Below are 19,324 nucleotides of genomic sequence, written 5' to 3' on the forward strand. Positions count from 1 at the left end.
ACTCAATCTTCCTTCGGCACAACCCAGAAAATCTGCACGCCGCCGTCATCGCGATGGGCGACGGTGACGTTGTCGTTTTCTGCAATCTCTTCAAGCAAGCGCTCCCATTCATCCACGGGTTCGTCCGGCAAGCGGAAGATCAGCGCGGCCTTGCTGCTTTGTGCCGTGGTCGAATTGATGATTTTTTGTACGCGAAGGGCCAGGCGTGCGTAGGCATCAGGTGCTGCAACTGCTACGGAGGAGGACGTTGCCACGGGAATTTCCTTAGTTTGCTGTGCGTGCATACAGTATTTAACTGTAGGCGATTTCGCAACTACTCAAAACTCAAGAGCGTTTTCTGACGGTGATCTGACGCAGGAATACGGGTTTCGGTTTTTTGTGAGGAGGCGAAAGGCGGGAAGGGCCTGACTACGTCAGGTCAGGCCCGGGGCACTCAGTATTCCCAGAAGATCCGTTGCAGTTCCTTGCTGTCCTGGGTCTTGGTCAGGGCTACCATGGCCAGGATGCGGGCTTTTTGCGGGTTCAGGTCGTGGGCGACCACCCAATCGTACTTGTCGTCAGGCTGTTCGGCGTTGCGCAGAACGAAACCGCCGGCGTTGACGTGGGAAGAACGAATGATCTGCACACCTTGTTTGCGCAGTTCCTGCAGCGCCGGTACGACCTTGGAGGACACCGAACCGTTGCCAGTGCCCGCGTGGATGATGGCTTTGGCGCCAGCCTGGGCCAGGGCCTTGTAGGCGGTGTCGCTGACATTGCCATAGCCGTAGGCGATTTCTACGTCAGGCAGGCTCTTGATGGACTTGATGTCAAATTCCGAGCCCGAGGTGTGGCGCTTGGCAGGCAGGCGGAACCAGTAGGATTTGCCTTCCACCACCATGCCCAGCGGGCCCCATGGGCTCTTGAAGGCTTCGGTCTTGATATTGACCATTTTGCTCACATCGCGCCCCGACTGGATCTCGTCGTTCATGGTCACCAGCACACCCTTGCCGCGCGCGTCTTTGCTACCGGCCACGGCCACGGCGTTGTACAGGTTGAGCATGCCGTCAGCCGACATGGCGGTGCCTGGGCGCATGGAACCGACCACCACGATGGGCTTGTCGGTCTTTTCCACCAGGTTGAGGAAATAGGCAGTTTCTTCGAGGGTGTCGGTCCCGTGGGTAATCACGATGCCATCCACATCCTTGCTGTCGGCCAGTTCGGCGACGCGACGGCCCAGCTGCAGCAGGTTTTCGTTGGTGATGCTCTCAGACGCAATTTGCATCACTTGCTCGCCGCGAACGTTGGCCACTTGGCTAAGCTCAGGAACGCCGGCGATCAGTTTGTCGATGCCGACCTTGGCGGCTTGGTAGGTCGCGCTGTTGGCGGCACTGGCGCCGGCGCCAGCAATGGTGCCGCCGGTCGCAAGAATGACCACGTTGGCCAGTTTTTGTTGGGTTTCAGCTTCTTTCGCGTGAGCGGCAAGCGGGGACAGCAGCAGAAGGGCGAGGGCACCCGGGACAAAAGTCTTCAATGCAGATTTCATTATTCTTCTCTCTGGTTTTTGATGAGTGCTGATGCAGGTTCATCTAGAAACACCCGGACGCTTCTGAACGCCACGAGGCAAGGAGTAAGAGCAGGATTTGTACCAGCGCCATTGTGGTTTTAGGTTTGGTTCAACTTATTGATCTGTATCTATTTTTTATTATGTTTCAGGCGCTTTTTTGCAACCTTCGTCCGGCTTTCCGAACAATCGGCAAGAGCGTGTTCGGTTGTCCGAAAAGGCGTACGGAAAAGGCTTTGGATAAAGCCAGAGGTATAAACATCGACCTGTCGTTTTGTAGCGTCTTCAGGTCGGGCGAGGGTTCACCGGGGTTACGTAGGAAAAAGCGATATGAGGCGTCGGCAAAAGCCAATTTCTAACGTTGACAAATCCCTACAACGTTCTCATAGTTTGTTTAACGCAAACGTTTGCGAGATGTTTCGCGCAGCGCCCCCCCGGGGTGTCGTGAACGCTCGTATCAGCCCCCCGGGTGGGAGGGCTGCCGAAGTGTTTTTTCGGTGCAAGCGTTGCCCACAATAATCATAAGATCGGAGTGAACCCATGAAGCTGCCATTCGCTGGACGTCTTCTTGCTGTTGCTGTGCTTGCTGCCGCATCCGCTGCCCTGCCTCTCTCCTCTGCATTTGCCGCCGAAACCGCCGCCAAACCCAAGGTCGGCCTGGTCATGAAATCCCTTGCCAACGAATTCTTCGTCACCATGCAAGACGGTGCCAAGGATTACCAGAAGGCCCACGCCGCCGATTTCGACATGATCACCAACGGGATCAAGAACGAAACCGACACCGCCGCCCAGATCGATATCGTCAACCAGATGATCCTGTCCAAGGTGGATGCACTGGTGATCGCCCCGGCCGACTCCAAGGCACTGGTCACCGTGCTAAAAAAAGCCTCCGACGCGGGTATCAAGGTCGTCAACATCGACAACCGTCTGGACCCGGACGTGTTGAAAAGCAAGAACCTCGACATTCCCTTCGTAGGCCCCGACAACCGCAAGGGCGCTAAGCTGGTGGGTGATTACCTCGCCAAGCAACTGGCCGCTGGCGACAAGGTTGCCATCATCGAAGGCGTACCGACCACGACCAACGCCCAGCAACGTACCGCGGGCTTCAAGGATGCCATGGACGCGGCGGGCATGAAGATTGTGTCCACTCAGTCTGGTAACTGGGAAATCGACCAGGGCAACAAAGTGGCCTCGGCCATGCTCAGCGAATACCCGGACTTGAAAGCCCTGCTGGCAGGTAACGACAACATGGCGCTGGGCGCCGTGTCTGCTGTGCGTGCCGCGGGCAAGGCGGGCAAGGTCCAGGTGGTGGGCTACGACAACATCGAAGCCATCAAGCCGATGCTGCAAGACGGTCGCGTGCTGGCCACCGCCGACCAGGCCGCCGCCCAGCAAGCCGTGTTCGGTATCCAGAACGCGCTGAAACTGGTCAAGGGTGAGAAGGTCGATGCCGTCAATGGCGTGATCGAAACGCCGGTCGAGCTCGTTCTCAAGAAGTAATCCCCGCAGCAACACGCAGCGCCCGCTCATCCCGAGCGGGCGCCTGGAGACGTTCACTATGTCATCTTGCGCACCGAACGCTGTCCTCACGGTCAGCGGTATCGGCAAGACCTATGCCCAGCCGGTTCTGTCCGACATCACCCTGACGCTCAATCGCGGGGAAGTGTTGGCGTTGACCGGTGAGAATGGCGCAGGGAAAAGCACGCTGTCCAAAATTATTGGCGGCCTGGTCACCCCGACCGACGGCCAGATGCAATTCAATGGCCAGCCTTACACCCCGGTCAGCCGGACCCAAGCTGAAGAGCTGGGCATTCGCATGGTCATGCAGGAGCTCAACCTGCTGCCGACCCTGACGGTGGCCGAAAACCTGTTTCTCGATAACCTGCCCAGCCACGGTGGCTGGATCAGCCGCAAGCAACTGCGCAAAGCCGCTATCGAAGCCATGGCCCAAGTCGGCCTGGATGCGATCGACCCGGACACCCTGGTAGGGACGCTGGGTATCGGTCACCAGCAAATGGTCGAGATTGCCCGCAACCTGATCGGCGACTGTCACGTGCTGATCCTCGACGAACCCACGGCCATGCTGACCGCCCGTGAAGTCGAGATGCTGTTTGAACAAATCACCCGCCTGCAGGCCCGGGGCGTGGCGATCATTTACATCTCTCACCGGCTGGAAGAGCTGGCCCGGGTGGCGCAACGCATTGCCGTGTTGCGTGACGGCAAGCTGGTCTGCGTCGAGCCGATGGCCAACTACAACAGCGAGCAACTGGTCACGTTGATGGTGGGGCGCGAACTGGGCGAGCAGATCGACCTGGGGCCGCGCACCATTGGTGCGCCGGCGCTGACGGTCAAAGGCCTGACGCGTTCGGACAAGGTTCGTGATGTGTCTTTTGAAGTGCGTGCCGGTGAAATCTACGGGATTTCCGGCCTGATCGGCGCAGGCCGTACCGAGCTGCTGCGGCTGATCTTCGGTGCCGACACGGCCGACAGCGGCACCGTGGCGTTGGGCTCGCCCGCCCAGGTCGTCAGTATTCGTTCCCCGGTCGACGCGGTAGGCCACGGCATCGCCCTGATCACCGAAGACCGCAAGGGGGAGGGGCTGCTGCTCACCCAATCCATCAGCGCCAATATTGCGCTGGGCAATATGCCGAAGATTTCCAGTGCCGGTCTGGTTAACGGCGGTGATGAAACCGCGTTGGCCAAGCGTCAGGTCGACGCCATGCGCATTCGCAGTTCCAGTACGGCGCAGTTGGTGTCCGAGCTGTCGGGCGGCAACCAGCAGAAGGTGGTGATTGGCCGCTGGCTGGAGCGTGACTGTTCGGTGATGTTGTTCGATGAGCCGACCCGAGGCATCGACGTCGGCGCCAAGTTTGATATTTACGCCCTGCTTGGCGACCTGACCCGCCAGGGCAAGGCGCTGGTGGTGGTGTCCAGCGACCTGCGCGAGCTGATGCTGATCTGTGACCGGATCGGCGTGCTGTCCGCCGGGCGTCTGATCGAGACATTCGAGCGCGACAGCTGGACCCAGGACGAATTGCTCGCTGCCGCTTTTGCCGGTTACCAGAAACGTGATGCGCTGCTCAACGACGCAGCGCCCAGGACTGCCCCATGAAAACTGCTTCCACTCCCGCAAAACGCGGCGGCTCCCTCGCCGGCCTTGGCACTTATCTGGGCCTGGCCGGTGCCTTGCTGGCGATGATTGCGCTGTTCTCGTTCCTGAGCGACCACTTCCTGTCTTATGACACGTTCAGCACCCTGGCCAACCAGATCCCGGACCTGATGGTACTGGCGGTCGGCATGACCTTTGTCTTGATCATCGGCGGTATCGACCTGTCGGTGGGTTCGGTGCTGGCCCTGGCCGCTTCTGCGGTCAGCGTGGCGATTCTGGGCTGGGGCTGGGGCGTGTTGCCTGCCGCGGTACTGGGCATGGGCTGCGCCGCATTGGCCGGTACTATTACCGGTTCCATCACCGTGGCCTGGCGCATTCCTTCATTTATCGTGTCGCTGGGTGTGCTGGAAATGGCCCGTGGCGTTGCGTACCAAATGACCGGCTCGCGCACGGCCTACATCGGTGACTCATTCGCCTGGCTGTCCAACCCGGTTGCCTTCGGGATTTCGCCCTCGTTCATCATCGCTTTCCTGGTGATTGTGGCCGCTCAACTGGTGTTGACCCGTACGGTGTTCGGTCGTTACCTGATCGGCATTGGCACCAACGAAGAGGCCGTGCGTCTGGCGGGGATCAATCCAAAGCCCTACAAGATTTTGGTATTCAGCCTGATGGGCTTGTTGGCGGGCCTGGCGGCGCTGTTTCAGATTTCCCGCCTGGAAGCGGCGGACCCGAACGCCGGTACAGGCCTTGAACTGCAAGTGATCGCGGCGGTGGTGATCGGCGGGACTAGCCTGATGGGTGGTCGTGGTTCGGTCATCAGCACCTTTTTTGGTGTGCTGATTATCTCGGTACTGGCCGCAGGCCTTGCGCAGATCGGTGCGACCGAGCCGACCAAACGCATCATTACCGGTGCCGTCATCGTGATCGCTGTGATACTGGACACGTACCGCAGCCAGCGCGCCAGTCGGCGAGGCTGAGCCATGGCGACGATCAAGGATGTGGCAGCGCTTGCGGGGATTTCCTACACCACGGTGTCCCATGTGGTGAACAAGACGCGCCCGGTCAGTGAGCCTGTACGAATCAAGGTCGAAGCGGCTATCAAGCAACTCGACTATGTGCCCAGTGCGGTTGCGCGGTCCTTGAAGGCCAAGACCACCGCTACGATCGGTTTGTTGGTGCCTAACAGCCTCAACCCGTATTTTGCGGAGCTGGCCCGCGGCATCGAAGATTACTGCGAGCGCAACGGGTACTGCGTGATCTTGTGCAACTCTGATGACAACGCCGAAAAGCAGCGCAACTATTTAAGGGTGCTGTTAGAGAAGCGCATCGATGGCCTGATCGTGACCTCGGTGGGCGGTGATGACAGCGGCCTGGCCACCGGCCTGAAAGTGGTACGCACGCCCATGGTCATCGTCGACCGTGCCTTGGACGGCATTGATGTCGACCTGGTGCGTATCGATCATGAACAAGGTGCTTACCTCGCGACCCGGCATCTGCTGGACCAAGGGCACCGCGACATCGCCTGTATCGGTGGCCCCGGTCATACCCGCGTGGCGCAAACGCGGATGGCCGGTTTTTATCGCGCCATGGAGGAAGCCGGGTTGCACGTGCCGCCTGGCCGCGTGCTGGAAAGCGACTTCACCAGCACCGGTGGTTACGCCGCCGCGGCGCAACTGCTTGCGGATAATCCGCCTGCTGCCATTTTTGCCGGTAACGACATGATTGGTTTCGGCGTATTGCGAGCGGCGGCCGAGCGCAATATCCGCGTGCCCGCTGAACTGTCGGTGATTGGTTTTGACGATATTCAAATGAGTCGTTATGTGTACCCGGCGCTGACCACGGTGGGCCAGTCGATCGTGCAGTTGGGTGAGATGGCGGCCGAACTGTTACTGCGAAGAATCGCGTCACCCCAACTGCCGGTCGAGCAGCGCATTGTGACGCCGAGCATCGTGCTGCGTGAGTCGACAGCGCCCTTGGCGGGTGCGGTCGCCCATACCGCTGAACCGAATTGATGAGTACTGATGTATGCCAGCAAAAGTAGTGGTAGTAGGCAGCCTGAACATGGACCTGGTCACCCGGGCCAGCCGTTTGCCGCGTGCCGGTGAAACCCTGATCGGCCAATCGTTCTCCACCGTGCCGGGCGGCAAGGGTGCCAATCAGGCGGTGGCTTCGGCGCGCTTGGGCGCGCAGGTTGCGATGGTGGGGTGCGTGGGAACAGACGCCTATGGCGCGCAACTTCGCGACGCCCTGGTAGAGGAAGGGATCGATTGCCAGGCCGTCAGTCGTGTTGACGGCTCCAGCGGTGTTGCGCTGATCGTGGTGGATGACAGCAGCCAGAATGCGATTGTGATCGTCGCGGGCGGCAACGGCGAATTGACGCCGCAGCGTCTACAAGCCTTTGACGCCGTGCTGCAAGAGGCCGATGTGGTGGTTTGCCAGCTTGAAGTGCCGATGGAAACGGTGGCCTATGCGCTCAAGCGCGGTCGTGAACTGGGCAAGACCGTGATTCTCAACCCGGCGCCGGCCAGCAGCCCGCTTCCGCAGGCGTGGTATGCGTTTATCGATTACCTGATTCCCAATGAAAGCGAGGCCACTGCGTTGAGCGGGGTGGTGGTGGATTCGCTGGACACCGCAAAGGTCGCAGCGACCCGCCTGATAGCGGCGGGTGCGGGCAAAGTCATTATTACCTTGGGCTCCCAAGGGGCGTTGTTTGCCGATGGTCAGGGTTTTGAGCACCTGCCAGCGCCGAAGGTCAAGGCCGTGGACACGACGGCCGCCGGTGATACGTTTGTCGGCGGTTTTGCAGCCGCATTGGCGGGCGGCAAACGTGAAGCCGAGGCCATTCGTTTTGGTCAGGCGGCCGCCGCGCTGTCGGTGACCCGCGCCGGTGCGCAACCTTCTATTCCCACGCTGCATGACGTCCAGGATTTTGTATCCAAATGAAAAAGACCCCACTGCTCAACATCGCCCTGTCACGCGTGATCGCTTCGTTGGGGCACGGCGATATTCTGGTCATTGGCGATGCGGGACTGCCGGTGCCGCCAGGCGTCGAGATGATCGACCTGGCGCTGACGAAAGGCATTCCCGACTTCATCAGCACCCTGCGCGTGGTGCTCAGCGAAATGCAGGTAGAAAGCCATGTGCTGGCCGAAGAAATCCTGCTCAAGCAACCACCGGCGCTGGTCGATCTTGCGGCGCTGACCGAACAATCGGCGCTGGGTGAGCGCCAGCTGGTCAGCCACGAGGCGTTCAAGCAACTGAGCCGCAAGGCGCGCGCGGTCGTGCGTACTGGTGAATGCCAGCCCTATTGCAATATCGCGCTGGTTTCTGGCGTGACTTTTTAGGTTTCTCCCCCCCATGACAAGGAGTGTTTCATGCAACGTGGCAACCCAACCCTGCGAAATCTGTTTCGGAGCGTGCTGCTGATGTCTGCGCTGACCACGGTCGGCGCCCAGGCGGCGGACAAAATCGACCTGATCATCGACACCGACCCGGGTGCCGATGATGTGGTGGCTTTATTGTTCGCCCAGGCTTCACCTCAGGAACTGAATATCCTTGCGCTGACCACTGTGGCCGGCAACGTGCGCCTGGACAAAACCTCACGTAATGCCCGCCTGGCCCGCGAGTGGGCGGGGCGCGAAGACATCCCGGTGTATGCCGGCGCGCCCAAGCCGCTGCTGCGCACGCCGATCTACGCCGAGAACATCCATGGCAAGGAGGGTATTTCGGGCGTCACCGTGCATGAGCCGAAAAAAGGCCTGGCTGAAGGCAATGCGGTTGATTACCTGATCAAGACGCTGACGGCCGCCAAGCCGCACAGCATCACCCTCGCCATGCTCGGCCCGCAGACCAACCTGGCGTTGGCACTGACCCAGGCGCCAGAGATCACGCAAGGCATCAAGGAAGTCGTGGTCATGGGCGGGGCGCACTTCAACGGCGGTAACATCACGCCGGTCGCTGAGTTCAACCTGTTCGCCGACCCGGCCGCCGCTGAGATCGTGCTCAAAAGTGGCGTGAAACTGACGTACCTGCCGCTGGACGTGACTCACAAGATCCTCACCAGCGAGGCTCGCCTGAAGAAAATCGCCGACTTGAACAATAATGCAAGCAAGGTGGTCAGCAATATTCTCAACGAATATGTCAAAGGCGACATGGAGCACTACGGCATTTCCGGCGGCCCGGTGCACGATGCCACGGTGATCGCGTATCTGCTCAACCCTCAGCTGTTCACCGGGCGTGAGGTCAACATGGTGATCGACAGCCGTGAAGGCCCGACGTTTGGCCAGACCATCGTGGACTGGTATGACGGCCTCAAGCAGCCAAAAAATGTGTTCTGGGTGGAAAACGGCAACGCCCAGGGCTTCTTTGACCTGCTGACCGAGCGTCTTGCGCGGTTGAAGTAAGTGCTGCTTTGCGGTCGGCGTTCGTCGACCGCTTCTTGATGGGCCCACGTTTTCCTGCCGGTGCTTTCTTTGGACGGCTGCTTAGGCGCAGGCGTGGGCCTGTGCGACACTGTCGGCCTGTTTAATTGCCAGGGCAAAGCGCGTGCAGATCGATTTGAACAACCCCGAAAACCTGACGCTGGACGCTGTGCGCCAATTGCTCGCGAGCGCCAGTGATGACGAGCACACCCAGTTGCGTGTAACCCGGGCGGGTATCGCTTATCTTTCATCGGGAACGGCGGTGGGCGGTGTGGACATCGGCGGGCTGCTGTTTCGCCTGGAAACCTGGGCAAAGGGTTCCGGCTACGTCGGGCTTGTTGCCGCCAGCGATGAGGTGTGGGTCATGCAGATTTTTAATGCGCTGAAACAAAACTGGCCGAAACCGGTGTCGGATTACATCGACATCTACTGACGATATTCATATCTGGTGACGATTGATTCGTCGGGGGAGGGGGCCGAGTCAGGCAGACTGCCTTGCGGCCAATTGTGACAATTCTGAAACCATTCCACTAAACGATGGTCGCACGATCTCTGTTCATATTTATCAAAGGAGGCTCCATGCCTTGGAAGCTTGCGTCATTGGGTTCTTTGTTGGCTGCACTGATGTTGGCGGGTTGCAGCACCCCGGGTAGTTCGCAGCCTGCCAAAGACGCCGCGGTGGCCGATGCGGTTCACACGCGCTGTGAGGCTAAGGCTGCCGAGTTCGCCATCGGCCAGAAAGCTTCGGCGCAGTTGCTGGAGCAGGCCCGTACCCGCGCCGGTGCGCAAAACGCACGGATCCTCACCCCTGACGACATGGTGACACTGGAATATCGCTCCGATCGCCTGAACCTCAACACCGATGACAACCTGGTGATCAATCGGGTCAATTGCGGCTGATCGTTCCCGCCTTTTGTGACGCCCATAAAAAACCCCGTCACATGGACGGGGTTTTTTAGCTCAGCGGAGAATTACTCGCCGCGAACCTGTGCAGCTTGCATACCCTTTTGGCCTTTCTCAGCCACGAAGGATACGGTTTGGCCTTCTTTCAGGCTTTTGAAACCGTCGCTTTCGATAGCTTTGAAGTGTACGAACAGGTCGTCACCGCCACCTTGAGGAGTGATGAAGCCGAAGCCTTTTTCATCGTTGAACCATTTAACGGTGCCGGTTTGGCGATTAGACATGGTGTATCTCCAAGAAACATATATTTTCAGTAGTGCTGTGTTGCTCAGGCCAACTGGGCACACCGAGCTATCATAGTCGAAATGTTCGACTTGGGAGCCCCCCCAAGGCACTGTTTGCTAATCAATCGCGTTGTGTTTCGCTGCCAAGGTGGCTGAAAGCCCCGTTCTACGGGGCTTTTGTGCGAAATATCAGCTATTAAAAAAAGCCGTAAAAGCTGTGTAAATTGTGAGAAAAGGCAGTTTTAGACGGTTTTTTCAGCGCGATCAGGGGCTAAGCGATGCCCCAGATTACTTTTTCTTCACGACTTTGCAGGACGAAATCGCCGCGACCGCTTTGTTTTTAAGCTCTTGGCTGGCGTTTTGGTTGGTCATCAGCTCCTTGATTTCTGCTGTGCTCAACTCGGCGTTGATCTTGTCGGCGCCGCATTCGCAATGATCCTTGGCGGTCTTCACATCCACGCTCTGGCTGGCGGCCGAGCTGCAGTCCTTGACGAAGCTGTCGCGAGCGCCGGCAGGCCAGTTCGACGGGGCGGCGGCTTGTGCGCCCAGGGAGAGGAAGGTCAGTGAAGCGGCGAGGGCGAAAGTCGAGGTAATACGCATCATGGGTGCTCCTTCGAGTCGGGGACAAACGGTGATTCTCAGTGGATTTGAGGGCTGACGTACAGCTCAAGTTCACTTTCCGGGCTGCGATGCCAGGAAATTGCCTTTGCGCAGGCCGTGACCACGCGACAACCACTCATCTGTGCTAGCATCGCCCGCTTGGCTATTACAGGCGTGCCACTTGCCGCCTTGCCATGACCGTTCTTTGTTTAATTCCAGTCACTCTGGTTCGATTACCGGTTGGCCGAAAGGCTCCTGCCGCTGTAAGGCAGGCGTTCATCATGAATGGCCTGGTGTTGGATCTTGTACTGGCTCATCCCAACCCACGTGACCTTTGGTAGGGGTCACCACTAGGAGAGGAGGCGCCATGCCAACTATTACTCTTCCCGACGGCAGTCAACGCTCATTCGATCATTCGGTTTCCGTAGCCGATGTCGCCGCATCCATTGGCGCAGGTTTGGCCAAGGCCACCGTGGCCGGTAAGGTCGACGGCAAGCTGGTTGACGCCAGCGACCTGATCACCGGCGATGCCAGCCTGCAGATCATCACCCCCAAGGATCAGGAAGGGCTCGAAATCATTCGCCACTCCTGCGCGCACCTGATTGGCCACGCGGTCAAGCAGCTGTATCCGACGGCGAGGATGGTGATTGGCCCGGTCATCGACGAAGGCTTCTATTACGACATCGCCTATGAGCGTCCTTTCACCCCGGACGACCTCGCGGCGATCGAAGCGCGTATGCACGAGCTGATCGAGAAAGATTACGACGTCATCAAGAAGGTCACGCCGCGCGCGGAAGTGATCGACGTGTTCACCGCTCGCGGCGAAGACTACAAGTTGCGCCTGGTAGAAGACATGCCGGACGAGCAGGCCATGGGCCTGTATTACCATGAAGAATACGTGGATATGTGCCGTGGCCCGCACGTGCCGAACACGCGCTTTCTCAAGTCGTTCAAGCTGACCAAGCTGTCGGGCGCCTACTGGCGCGGCGATGCAAAGAACGAGCAATTGCAGCGGATCTACGGCACGGCCTGGGCGGACAAGAAGCAGCTGGCGGCCTACATCCAGCGCATCGAAGAAGCCGAGAAGCGCGACCATCGCAAGATCGGCAAGCGCCTGAACCTGTTCCACCTCCAGGAAGAAGCGCCGGGCATGGTGTTCTGGCACCCTAACGGCTGGACCCTGTACCAGGCGCTGGAGCAGTACATGCGCAAGGTTCAGCGCGACAACGGTTACCTGGAGATCAAGACGCCGCAAGTGGTTGATCGCAGCCTGTGGGAAAAGTCCGGGCACTGGGCCAACTACGCCGACAACATGTTCACCACTCAGTCGGAAAACCGCGACTACGCCATCAAGCCGATGAACTGCCCTTGCCACGTGCAGGTGTTCAACCAGGGTTTGAAAAGCTACCGCGAGTTGCCACTGCGCTTGGCCGAGTTTGGTGCTTGCCACCGCAATGAGCCTTCGGGTGCACTGCACGGCATTATGCGCGTGCGTGGTTTTACTCAAGATGACGCACACATCTTCTGCACCGAAGAGCAGATGCAGGCCGAGTCCGCAGCATTTATCAAGCTGACCATGGACGTTTATCGCGATTTCGGCTTTACCGATGTCGAGATGAAGCTGTCCACTCGTCCGGAAAAACGCGTCGGCTCCGACGAATTGTGGGACCGCGCCGAGTCCGCTCTGGCCGCAGCCCTTGATAGTGCGGGCCTTGCGTATGATCTGCAGCCGGGTGAGGGGGCCTTCTATGGTCCCAAGATCGAATTCTCGCTGAAAGATTGTCTTGGTCGTGTCTGGCAATGTGGTACCTTGCAGCTCGATTTTAACCTGCCGATCCGCTTGGGAGCCGAGTACGTCTCCGAAGACAACAGCCGCAAGCATCCTGTGATGCTGCACCGCGCGATCCTCGGATCGTTCGAGCGGTTTGTCGGGATCCTGATCGAGCACTACGAGGGCGCGTTCCCTGCGTGGCTGGCGCCGACTCAGGCAGTGATCATGAATATCACTGATAAACAGGCAGATTTTGCCGCTGAAGTTGAAAAAACTCTCAATGAAAGCGGATTTCGTGCCAAGTCTGACTTGAGAAATGAAAAGATCGGCTTTAAAATCCGCGAGCATACCTTGCTCAAGGTTCCCTATCTTTTGGTTATCGGAGATCGGGAAGTCGAAACGCAAACTGTCGCTGTGCGTACCCGTGAAGGTGCAGACCTGGGCTCGATGCCCGTCGCCCAGTTCTCGGAGTTCCTCGCGCAAGCGGTTTCCCGGCGTGGTCGCCAAGATTCGGAGTAATTATTATTAAGCGTGATATGAGACAAGATAAACGAGCTGCACCGAAAGCCCCGATCAACGAGAATATCTCGGCACGCGAGGTTCGGTTAATTGGCGCTGACGGCGAGCAGATTGGCATCGTCTCGATTGATGAAGCGCTTCGAATTGCTGAAGAAGCCAAGCTGGATCTGGTGGAAATTTCCGCCGATGCAGTGCCGCCCGTTTGTCGGGTGATGGACTACGGCAAATCGATTTTCGAAAAGAAAAAGCAAGTTGCTGCTGCGAAGAAAAACCAGAAGCAAGTGCAGGTTAAAGAAATCAAGTTTCGTCCAGGGACGGAGGAAGGGGATTACCAGGTAAAACTGCGCAACCTGGTACGTTTCCTGAGTGATGGGGACAGGGCCAAGGTATCCTTGCGATTCCGCGGCCGTGAGATGGCCCACCAGGAGCTGGGGATGGAACTTCTCAAGCGGGTTGAAAACGACCTGCTCGAGTACGGTTCGGTCGAACAGCATCCTAAGATGGAAGGACGCCAGCTGATCATGGTCATCGCCCCGAAAAAGAAGAAGTAATCAACAGGGCACGGCAGGCCTTCTGATTATGTTTATCAACTGAATGCGGAGTATCCGAACATGCCAAAGATGAAAACCAAAAGTGGTGCTGCTAAGCGGTTTCTGAAAACTGCTAACGGTATCAAGCACAAGCACGCTTTCAAGAGCCACATCCTGACCAAAATGTCGACCAAGCGTAAGCGTCAACTGCGCGGTAGCAGCTTGCTGCATCCGTCTGACGTGGCAAAAGTCGAGCGCATGCTGCGCCTTCGTTAATTTTTGGATCAAGAATAGAGGAAGTAACTCATGGCTCGTGTAAAGCGTGGCGTCATTGCCCGTAAGCGTCACAAAAAAATTCTGAAACTTGCTAAAGGCTACTACGGCGCGCGTTCACGCGTATTCCGTGTTGCCAAGCAAGCGGTAATCAAGGCAGGCCAATACGCCTACCGTGACCGTCGTCAGAAAAAACGTCAGTTCCGCGCTCTGTGGATCGCTCGTATCAACGCTGGTGCACGTGTTAACGGTCTGTCCTACAGCCGTTTCATCGCTGGCCTGAAAAAAGCGTCCATCGAGATCGACCGTAAGGTTCTGGCTGATCTGGCAGTGAACGAAAAAGCGGCGTTTGCTGCGATTGTCGAGAAAGCTAAAGCCACCTTGGCTTAAGTACCCCCGACAGTCATCCTGGGTTGCTCCTGTAGCCTAGGGTGTTAAACGTCATAAATAGGGGAAGAGCCTTCAAGCTCTTCCCCTATTTTGTATCTGGAGTCTGTACATGGAAAACCTGGACGCGCTCGTCGCCCAAGCTCTTGAGGCTGTGCAAAGCGCTGAAGACATCAATGCCCTGGAGCAAATCCGGGTTCACTACCTTGGCAAAAAGGGTGAATTGACTCAGGTGATGAAGACCCTGGGGAATTTGCCGGCTGAAGAGCGTCCGCAAGTCGGCGCGCTGATCAACGTTGCCAAAGAGCGTGTTACAGAGGTTCTCAATGCGCGCAAGGCGTCGCTCGAGGAGGCCGATCTTGCGGCCAAGCTCGCCGCCGAGTCCATTGACGTCACCCTGCCTGGCCGTGGCCAGACCTCCGGCGGCCTGCATCCGATTACCCGGACGCTGGAACGCATCGAGCAGTTCTTTACCCACATCGGCTACGGCATTGCCGAAGGCCCTGAGGTCGAAGACGACTATCACAACTTCGAGGCGCTCAACATCCCAGGCCATCACCCGGCCCGGTCGATGCATGACACCTTCTATTTCAACGCGAACATGCTGCTGCGTACCCACACCTCGCCGGTACAGGTGCGCACCATGGAAGCGAACAAGCCGCCGATCCGCATTGTCTGCCCAGGCCGTGTGTATCGTAGCGACTCCGATATCACCCACTCGCCGATGTTCCACCAGGTCGAAGGCCTGCTGGTCGATCGCGATATCAACTTCGCTGACCTTAAAGGCACCATCGAAGAGTTCTTGCGGGTGTTCTTTGAAAAAGAACTGGCGGTACGTTTCCGCCCATCGTTCTTCCCGTTCACCGAGCCGTCCGCTGAAGTGGATATGGAATGCGTGATGTGCAGCGGTAAGGGTTGCCGCGTGTGCAAGCAGACCGGCTGGCTGGAAGTGATGGGCTGCGGCATGGTTCACCCCAACGTGCTGCGCATGTCCGGGATCGACCCGGAAGAATTCTCGGGCTTTGCCTTCGGTATGGGCGTTGAGCGTCTGGCCATGCTGCGTTACGGCGTGAACGACTTGCGTCTGTTCTTCGACAACGACTTGCGGTTCCTCGCGCAATTTCGCTAGTCGTAACGAACCTTTAGGAGAGCAGGATGAAATTCAGTGAACAATGGCTGCGTGGCTGGGTAAGCCCGCAGGTAGGTCGCGACGAGCTGGTTGCCCGTCTGTCGATGGCCGGTCTTGAGGTCGATAGCGTTACGCTGGCCGCCGGGGTTTTCAGTGGTGTGGTGGTGGGCGAGGTGTTGAGCACCGAGCAGCACCCCGATGCCGATAAGCTGCGTGTATGCCAGGTTAGCAATGGCTCGGAAACATTTCAGGTCGTGTGCGGTGCGCCCAATGTGCGCCCGGGCCTGAAAATCCCGTTTGCCATGATCGGTGCCGAGCTGCCGGGCGACTTCAAGATCAAGAAGGCCAAGCTGCGCGGCGTCGAGTCCAACGGCATGCTGTGCTCGCAGGCTGAGCTGCAGGTCGGTGAAGGTAACGATGGCCTGATGGAGCTGCCGGCCGATGCGCCTGTTGGCCAGGACATTCGTGTGTACCTGGATCTGGAAGACGCCAGTATCGAGGTCGACCTGACCCCGAACCGTGGCGATTGCCTGTCTTTGGCGGGCCTGGCTCGTGAAGTGGGCGCGCTGTACGACGCTCCTGTCACTCGTCCGGTGGTGGCAGCCGTACCTGCTGTGCACGATGACGTGCGTTCGATCGAGGTGCTGGCCCCCAACGCATGCCCGCGCTACCTGGGTCGTGTCATCCGTAACGTCGACCTCTCCAAGCCAACCCCACTGTGGATGGTGGAGCGCCTGCGCCGTGCGGACGTACGCAGTATCGACGCTGCCGTCGACATCACCAACTACGTGATGCTGGAGCTGGGCCAACCGCTGCACGCGTTCGATCTTGCCGAAATCAACGGTGGCATCCGCGTGCGCATGGCTGAGGAGGGCGAAAAACTCGTCTTGCTCGACGGCCAGGACGTCAGCCTGCGTAGCGATACCCTGGTCATCGCCGACCATTCCCGTGCCTTGGCTATCGCTGGCGTGATGGGTGGCGAGCACAGCGGCGTATCCGCCACCACGCGCGATGTGTTCCTGGAAAGTGCCTTCTTTGACCAGATCGCCATTGCCGGTAAGGCACGTTCCTACGGCTTGCACACCGACGCCTCACACCGTTACGAGCGCGGCGTTGACTGGCAACTGGCCCGTGAAGCCATGGAGCGCGCCACGGGCTTGCTGCTGGAAATCACCGGTGGCGAAGCGGGGCCGATCACCGAAACGGTCAGTGAGCAGCACCTGCCGTCGGTTGCACCGATCACCCTGCGCGCTGCTGCTGTGGAGCAAATGCTCGGCCTGGTCATCGAGCCTGCTGAAATCGAGCGCCTGCTGTCGGCTCTCGGCCTGGGTGTTTCTGCCGGTGCGGCGGGGCAGTGGCAGGTAGAAGTGCCAAGCCATCGCTTCGACATCAGCCTGGAAGTCGATCTGATCGAAGAACTGGCCCGTCTGTACGGCTACAACCGCCTGCCGGTTCGTTATCCGCAAGCGCGTCTGGCCCCGCAACCGAAGGCTGAGGCGCGTGCGCACTTGCCTGAATTGCGTCGCCTGCTGGTGGCTCGTGGGTATCAGGAAGCGGTGACCTACAGCTTCATCGATCCGAAACAGTTTGAGCTGTTCAACCCGGGTGTTGAGCCGCTGCTGTTGGCCAACCCGATCTCGAACGACATGGCTGCCATGCGTTCGTCCTTGTGGCCGGGCCTGGTAAAGGCGCTTTCCCACAACCTGAACCGTCAGCAAGACCGCGTTCGCCTGTTCGAAAGTGGCCTGCGTTTTGTTGGTCAGCTCGATGGCTTGAAGCAAGAGCCGATGCTGGCCGGTGTGGTTTGCGGTAGCCGTCTGCCGGAAGGTTGGGCGCAGGGGCGTGACGTCGTTGACTTCTTTGATGTCAAGGCGGATGTGGAAGCCGTGTTGGGCTTTGCCGGCGCGCTGGACTCATTCACCTTCACGGCAGGTAGTCACCCGGCGCTGCATCCGGGCCAGACGGCTCGCATCGAGCGCGATGGGCGTTTGGTCGGGTTCCTGGGCGCTATTCACCCAGAACTGTCGAAAAACTTGGGCCTAGACCGTCCGGTCTTTGTTTTTGAACTGGTGCTGGCCGAAGTCGCCTCGGGCAAAATGCCGAAATTCAGCGAGTTGTCGCGTTTCCCTGAAGTTCGACGTGACCTGGCCTTGATCGCCGATCAAGACGTGGCGGCCACGGCGGTTCTGGACGTAATCCGTGAAAATGCAGGGGAATGGCTGACAGACCTCAGGCTATTTGACGTCTATCAAGGTAAAGGCATTGATCCACATAGAAAAAGCCTTGCCGTTGGCTTGACCTGGCAGCATCCATCGCGCACTCTTAATGACGATGAGGTGAATACGACTACGCAAAATATCCTCACCTCGCTCGAACAAAGGTTAAACGCCACGTTAAGGAAGTGACGTATGGGGGCTTTGACGAAAGCTGAGATGGCGGAACGTCTGTATGAAGAGCTGGGTCTGAACAAACGTGAGGCCAAGGAATTGGTCGAGCTGTTTTTTGAAGAAATCAGGCACGCTCTTGAAGACAACGAACAGGTCAAATTGTCCGGTTTCGGCAATTTTGACCTTCGGGACAAACGCCAGCGGCCTGGCCGCAATCCAAAAACGGGAGAAGAAATCCCGATCACGGCTCGCCGTGTGGTCACCTTTCGTCCAGGGCAGAAGTTAAAGGCCCGAGTTGAGGCTTATGCTGGAACCAAGTCATAACGACGAACTGCCCGTCATCCCAGGCAAACGCTACTTCACCATCGGTGAAGTCAGCGAGCTCTGTGCGGTAAAACCGCACGTGCTGCGCTATTGGGAGCAGGAGTTTCCTCAACTCAACCCCGTCAAACGCACCGGGAACCGTCGGTATTATCAGCGCCAGGACGTGCTGATGATCCGACAGATCCGTGCGTTGCTGTATGATCAGGGGTTCACCATCAGCGGTGCGCGTCAGCGCATGTCGGGTGATGAGGCCAAAGACGACACCACCCAGTACAAGCAACTGATCCGCCAGATGATCTCCGAACTCGAAGATGTGCTGGTGGTGCTGAAGAAATAACATCAGGCTTTAAAAATACTTCCACATTTCAAAAGCTTGCGGTATATTCCTGTTCGCTTCGTTGCGAAGCGAACCCAGTAACACGCCTAGTCGGGGCGTAGCGCAGTCCGGTAGCGCACTAGCATGGGGTGCTAGGGGTCGAGTGTTCGAATCACTCCGTCCCGACCATATTTTTCAATGACTTAGGCCAATGCTCAGAGCATTGGCCTTTTTCATGTGCGTAACATTTGCGTGACTTGTCGTTTTCTCACGCCTGCCTCCTCTTCAAAATCGTCAACACCGGTCCTTTTGAGCCGGTTGCCGATACCGCTTATTCGCCGCCTTCACCAGCTATTGCAAGGCGTCACGCTCGATACCCATTGACTCAGCAATGCAACCAAGGGTTTCAAGTCCTCCCGCAACAAATCCTCGCGGTGCACCCCAGATCTTTGGCCTGATCCACCTCTGCCTTCGTTGCGATGGAATAACAGCTGCTCAGCAGCGTCGTACGCAATATTTCACGAGACGCAGGGGTAGGTGGTTTTAATGAGCAAGCCGGATGTTTCGAGTCTTCATAACGCCCAGGTTCTCTCTATTGCGCTGAGAGCGGGGTCCATGGCAATCATGGTAAATATGGCGATGCTAGCCGCTGCTGATGCGGCAGGCCTGGTGACGGCCAGAGGTGGGCTATTAAAATTAATAACGACAATTTTGTCTTCGTGGATGTACCAAGTCGGTGAGAATGCTGCCGCCTTGTGGGTAGTAGGCCTTACGGGTAACGATCGTGTCCCTGGAAGTGGTGTAACTCATCATGGCCTTGGCCGCTGAGTTTGC

General features: G+C 58.1%; 21 protein-coding genes and 1 tRNA gene. 18 read left to right on the top strand and 4 right to left on the bottom strand.

What is annotated here, in order from left to right; all coding sequences use genetic code 11:
* Window positions 1-2: 2 nt before the first annotated feature.
* Entirely contained in the window at window positions 3-254 is a 252-nt protein-coding gene (locus tag ACW9H9_RS23735) for a DUF1654 domain-containing protein (RefSeq protein ID WP_457345632.1), read from the bottom strand.
* A 179-nt stretch (window positions 255-433) separates the two neighbouring features.
* Window positions 434-1,522 carry an asparaginase gene (locus tag ACW9H9_RS23740; protein ID WP_457345634.1) on the bottom strand — a complete coding sequence of 363 codons (1,089 nt, stop codon included), beginning with the start codon at window positions 1,520-1,522 and terminating at the stop codon, window positions 434-436.
* Window positions 1,523-2,080: 558 nt separating this feature from the next.
* Here ACW9H9_RS23740 and ACW9H9_RS23745 point away from each other — a divergent pair.
* The 9 genes from ACW9H9_RS23745 to ACW9H9_RS23785 all read left to right on the top strand — a co-directional run bounded on the left by ACW9H9_RS23745 (window position 2,081) and on the right by ACW9H9_RS23785 (window position 9,970).
* Window positions 2,081-3,040 carry a substrate-binding domain-containing protein gene (locus tag ACW9H9_RS23745; RefSeq protein WP_457345636.1) on the top strand — a complete coding sequence of 320 codons (960 nt, stop codon included), beginning with the start codon at window positions 2,081-2,083 and terminating at the stop codon, window positions 3,038-3,040.
* A gap of 58 nt (window positions 3,041-3,098) precedes the next feature.
* Window positions 3,099-4,652 (top strand): sugar ABC transporter ATP-binding protein, encoded by a 1,554-nt coding sequence (locus ACW9H9_RS23750; RefSeq protein WP_457345637.1) that lies wholly within the window; start codon window positions 3,099-3,101, stop codon window positions 4,650-4,652.
* On the top strand, window positions 4,649-5,626 hold the full coding sequence (locus ACW9H9_RS23755) for an ABC transporter permease (protein WP_457345639.1): 978 nt from the start codon (window positions 4,649-4,651) through the stop codon (window positions 5,624-5,626). The genes ACW9H9_RS23750 and ACW9H9_RS23755 overlap by 4 nt, the downstream gene beginning before the upstream one ends.
* A gap of 3 nt (window positions 5,627-5,629) precedes the next feature.
* Window positions 5,630-6,661 carry a LacI family DNA-binding transcriptional regulator gene (locus ACW9H9_RS23760; protein ID WP_457345641.1) on the top strand — a complete coding sequence of 344 codons (1,032 nt, stop codon included), beginning with the start codon at window positions 5,630-5,632 and terminating at the stop codon, window positions 6,659-6,661.
* Between the two features lie 13 nt (window positions 6,662-6,674).
* Window positions 6,675-7,592, top strand: a complete 918-nt coding sequence (gene rbsK / locus ACW9H9_RS23765) for a ribokinase (RefSeq protein ID WP_457345642.1) — start codon at window positions 6,675-6,677, stop codon at window positions 7,590-7,592.
* On the top strand, window positions 7,589-7,993 hold the full coding sequence (rbsD, locus tag ACW9H9_RS23770) for a D-ribose pyranase (RefSeq protein WP_457345644.1): 405 nt from the start codon (window positions 7,589-7,591) through the stop codon (window positions 7,991-7,993). Before rbsK ends, rbsD begins: the two co-directional genes overlap by 4 nt.
* Window positions 7,994-8,023: 30 nt before the next feature.
* The gene (locus ACW9H9_RS23775) at window positions 8,024-9,052 is read left to right on the top strand and encodes a nucleoside hydrolase (protein WP_457345646.1); all 1,029 of its coding nucleotides are present in this window, start codon (window positions 8,024-8,026) and stop codon (window positions 9,050-9,052) included.
* 142 nt (window positions 9,053-9,194) lie between these two features.
* Window positions 9,195-9,503 carry a hypothetical protein gene (locus tag ACW9H9_RS23780; protein WP_457345648.1) on the top strand — a complete coding sequence of 103 codons (309 nt, stop codon included), beginning with the start codon at window positions 9,195-9,197 and terminating at the stop codon, window positions 9,501-9,503.
* Between the two features lie 146 nt (window positions 9,504-9,649).
* The gene (locus tag ACW9H9_RS23785) at window positions 9,650-9,970 is read left to right on the top strand and encodes an I78 family peptidase inhibitor (RefSeq protein ID WP_457345649.1); all 321 of its coding nucleotides are present in this window, start codon (window positions 9,650-9,652) and stop codon (window positions 9,968-9,970) included.
* A gap of 71 nt (window positions 9,971-10,041) precedes the next feature.
* Here the strand turns inward: ACW9H9_RS23785 and ACW9H9_RS23790 are convergent, their stop codons facing one another.
* Both ACW9H9_RS23790 and ACW9H9_RS23795 read right to left on the bottom strand, forming a co-directional pair.
* The gene (locus ACW9H9_RS23790; RefSeq protein WP_003234260.1) at window positions 10,042-10,254 is read right to left on the bottom strand and encodes a cold-shock protein; all 213 of its coding nucleotides are present in this window, start codon (window positions 10,252-10,254) and stop codon (window positions 10,042-10,044) included.
* Window positions 10,255-10,542: 288 nt separating this feature from the next.
* Window positions 10,543-10,857, bottom strand: a complete 315-nt coding sequence (locus ACW9H9_RS23795) for a hypothetical protein (RefSeq protein ID WP_457345650.1) — start codon at window positions 10,855-10,857, stop codon at window positions 10,543-10,545.
* A 364-nt stretch (window positions 10,858-11,221) separates the two neighbouring features.
* Between ACW9H9_RS23795 and thrS the strand changes: the two genes are divergently transcribed.
* The 9 genes from thrS (at window position 11,222) to ACW9H9_RS23840 (ending at window position 18,679) form a co-directional block, all read left to right on the top strand.
* Window positions 11,222-13,144, top strand: a complete 1,923-nt coding sequence (thrS, locus tag ACW9H9_RS23800; protein ID WP_457345651.1) for a threonine--tRNA ligase — start codon at window positions 11,222-11,224, stop codon at window positions 13,142-13,144.
* Window positions 13,144-13,695 (top strand): translation initiation factor IF-3, encoded by a 552-nt coding sequence (gene infC, locus ACW9H9_RS23805; RefSeq protein WP_457345657.1) that lies wholly within the window; start codon window positions 13,144-13,146, stop codon window positions 13,693-13,695. Before thrS ends, infC begins: the two co-directional genes overlap by 1 nt.
* Window positions 13,696-13,755: 60 nt before the next feature.
* Window positions 13,756-13,950, top strand: a complete 195-nt coding sequence (gene rpmI, locus ACW9H9_RS23810) for a 50S ribosomal protein L35 (protein WP_002553160.1) — start codon at window positions 13,756-13,758, stop codon at window positions 13,948-13,950.
* Window positions 13,951-13,980: 30 nt separating this feature from the next.
* Window positions 13,981-14,337: a 50S ribosomal protein L20 gene (rplT, locus tag ACW9H9_RS23815; protein ID WP_002553161.1), complete on the top strand. Its 357-nt coding sequence runs from the start codon at window positions 13,981-13,983 to the stop codon at window positions 14,335-14,337.
* 109 nt (window positions 14,338-14,446) lie between these two features.
* Window positions 14,447-15,463 carry a phenylalanine--tRNA ligase subunit alpha gene (pheS, locus tag ACW9H9_RS23820; RefSeq protein WP_065874065.1) on the top strand — a complete coding sequence of 339 codons (1,017 nt, stop codon included), beginning with the start codon at window positions 14,447-14,449 and terminating at the stop codon, window positions 15,461-15,463.
* A gap of 26 nt (window positions 15,464-15,489) precedes the next feature.
* Window positions 15,490-17,868, top strand: a complete 2,379-nt coding sequence (pheT, locus tag ACW9H9_RS23825) for a phenylalanine--tRNA ligase subunit beta (RefSeq protein ID WP_457345652.1) — start codon at window positions 15,490-15,492, stop codon at window positions 17,866-17,868.
* A 3-nt stretch (window positions 17,869-17,871) separates the two neighbouring features.
* Entirely contained in the window at window positions 17,872-18,174 is a 303-nt protein-coding gene (ihfA, locus tag ACW9H9_RS23830; RefSeq protein ID WP_002553164.1) for an integration host factor subunit alpha, read from the top strand.
* Complete coding sequence (locus ACW9H9_RS23835; protein ID WP_003174972.1) at window positions 18,155-18,511, top strand: MerR family transcriptional regulator; 357 nt, start codon at window positions 18,155-18,157, stop codon at window positions 18,509-18,511. The genes ihfA and ACW9H9_RS23835 overlap by 20 nt, the downstream gene beginning before the upstream one ends.
* A 91-nt stretch (window positions 18,512-18,602) precedes the next feature.
* Window positions 18,603-18,679 (top strand) — tRNA-Pro (locus tag ACW9H9_RS23840).
* Window positions 18,680-19,324: the final 645 nt, after the last annotated feature.

The sequence above is a fragment of the Pseudomonas sp. SDO5215_S409 genome (assembly GCF_054071325.1).

What these genes read in the sequence shown, in the direction of transcription:
- ACW9H9_RS23740 (WP_457345634.1), bottom strand. Translation starts at nt 1,522, where the DNA reads ATGAAATCTGCATTGAAGACTTTTGTCCCGGGTGCCCTCGCCCTTCTG.
- ACW9H9_RS23745 (WP_457345636.1), top strand. Translation starts at nt 2,081, where the DNA reads ATGAAGCTGCCATTCGCTGGACGTCTTCTTGCTGTTGCTGTGCTTGCT.
- ACW9H9_RS23750 (WP_457345637.1), top strand. Translation starts at nt 3,099, where the DNA reads ATGTCATCTTGCGCACCGAACGCTGTCCTCACGGTCAGCGGTATCGGC.
- ACW9H9_RS23755 (WP_457345639.1), top strand. Translation starts at nt 4,649, where the DNA reads ATGAAAACTGCTTCCACTCCCGCAAAACGCGGCGGCTCCCTCGCCGGC.
- ACW9H9_RS23760 (WP_457345641.1), top strand. Translation starts at nt 5,630, where the DNA reads ATGGCGACGATCAAGGATGTGGCAGCGCTTGCGGGGATTTCCTACACC.
- rbsK (WP_457345642.1), top strand. Translation starts at nt 6,675, where the DNA reads ATGCCAGCAAAAGTAGTGGTAGTAGGCAGCCTGAACATGGACCTGGTC.
- rbsD (WP_457345644.1), top strand. Translation starts at nt 7,589, where the DNA reads ATGAAAAAGACCCCACTGCTCAACATCGCCCTGTCACGCGTGATCGCT.
- ACW9H9_RS23775 (WP_457345646.1), top strand. Translation starts at nt 8,024, where the DNA reads ATGCAACGTGGCAACCCAACCCTGCGAAATCTGTTTCGGAGCGTGCTG.
- ACW9H9_RS23785 (WP_457345649.1), top strand. Translation starts at nt 9,650, where the DNA reads ATGCCTTGGAAGCTTGCGTCATTGGGTTCTTTGTTGGCTGCACTGATG.
- ACW9H9_RS23790 (WP_003234260.1), bottom strand. Translation starts at nt 10,254, where the DNA reads ATGTCTAATCGCCAAACCGGCACCGTTAAATGGTTCAACGATGAAAAA.
- ACW9H9_RS23795 (WP_457345650.1), bottom strand. Translation starts at nt 10,857, where the DNA reads ATGATGCGTATTACCTCGACTTTCGCCCTCGCCGCTTCACTGACCTTC.
- thrS (WP_457345651.1), top strand. Translation starts at nt 11,222, where the DNA reads ATGCCAACTATTACTCTTCCCGACGGCAGTCAACGCTCATTCGATCAT.
- rpmI (WP_002553160.1), top strand. Translation starts at nt 13,756, where the DNA reads ATGCCAAAGATGAAAACCAAAAGTGGTGCTGCTAAGCGGTTTCTGAAA.
- rplT (WP_002553161.1), top strand. Translation starts at nt 13,981, where the DNA reads ATGGCTCGTGTAAAGCGTGGCGTCATTGCCCGTAAGCGTCACAAAAAA.
- pheS (WP_065874065.1), top strand. Translation starts at nt 14,447, where the DNA reads ATGGAAAACCTGGACGCGCTCGTCGCCCAAGCTCTTGAGGCTGTGCAA.
- pheT (WP_457345652.1), top strand. Translation starts at nt 15,490, where the DNA reads ATGAAATTCAGTGAACAATGGCTGCGTGGCTGGGTAAGCCCGCAGGTA.
- ihfA (WP_002553164.1), top strand. Translation starts at nt 17,872, where the DNA reads ATGGGGGCTTTGACGAAAGCTGAGATGGCGGAACGTCTGTATGAAGAG.
- ACW9H9_RS23835 (WP_003174972.1), top strand. Translation starts at nt 18,155, where the DNA reads ATGCTGGAACCAAGTCATAACGACGAACTGCCCGTCATCCCAGGCAAA.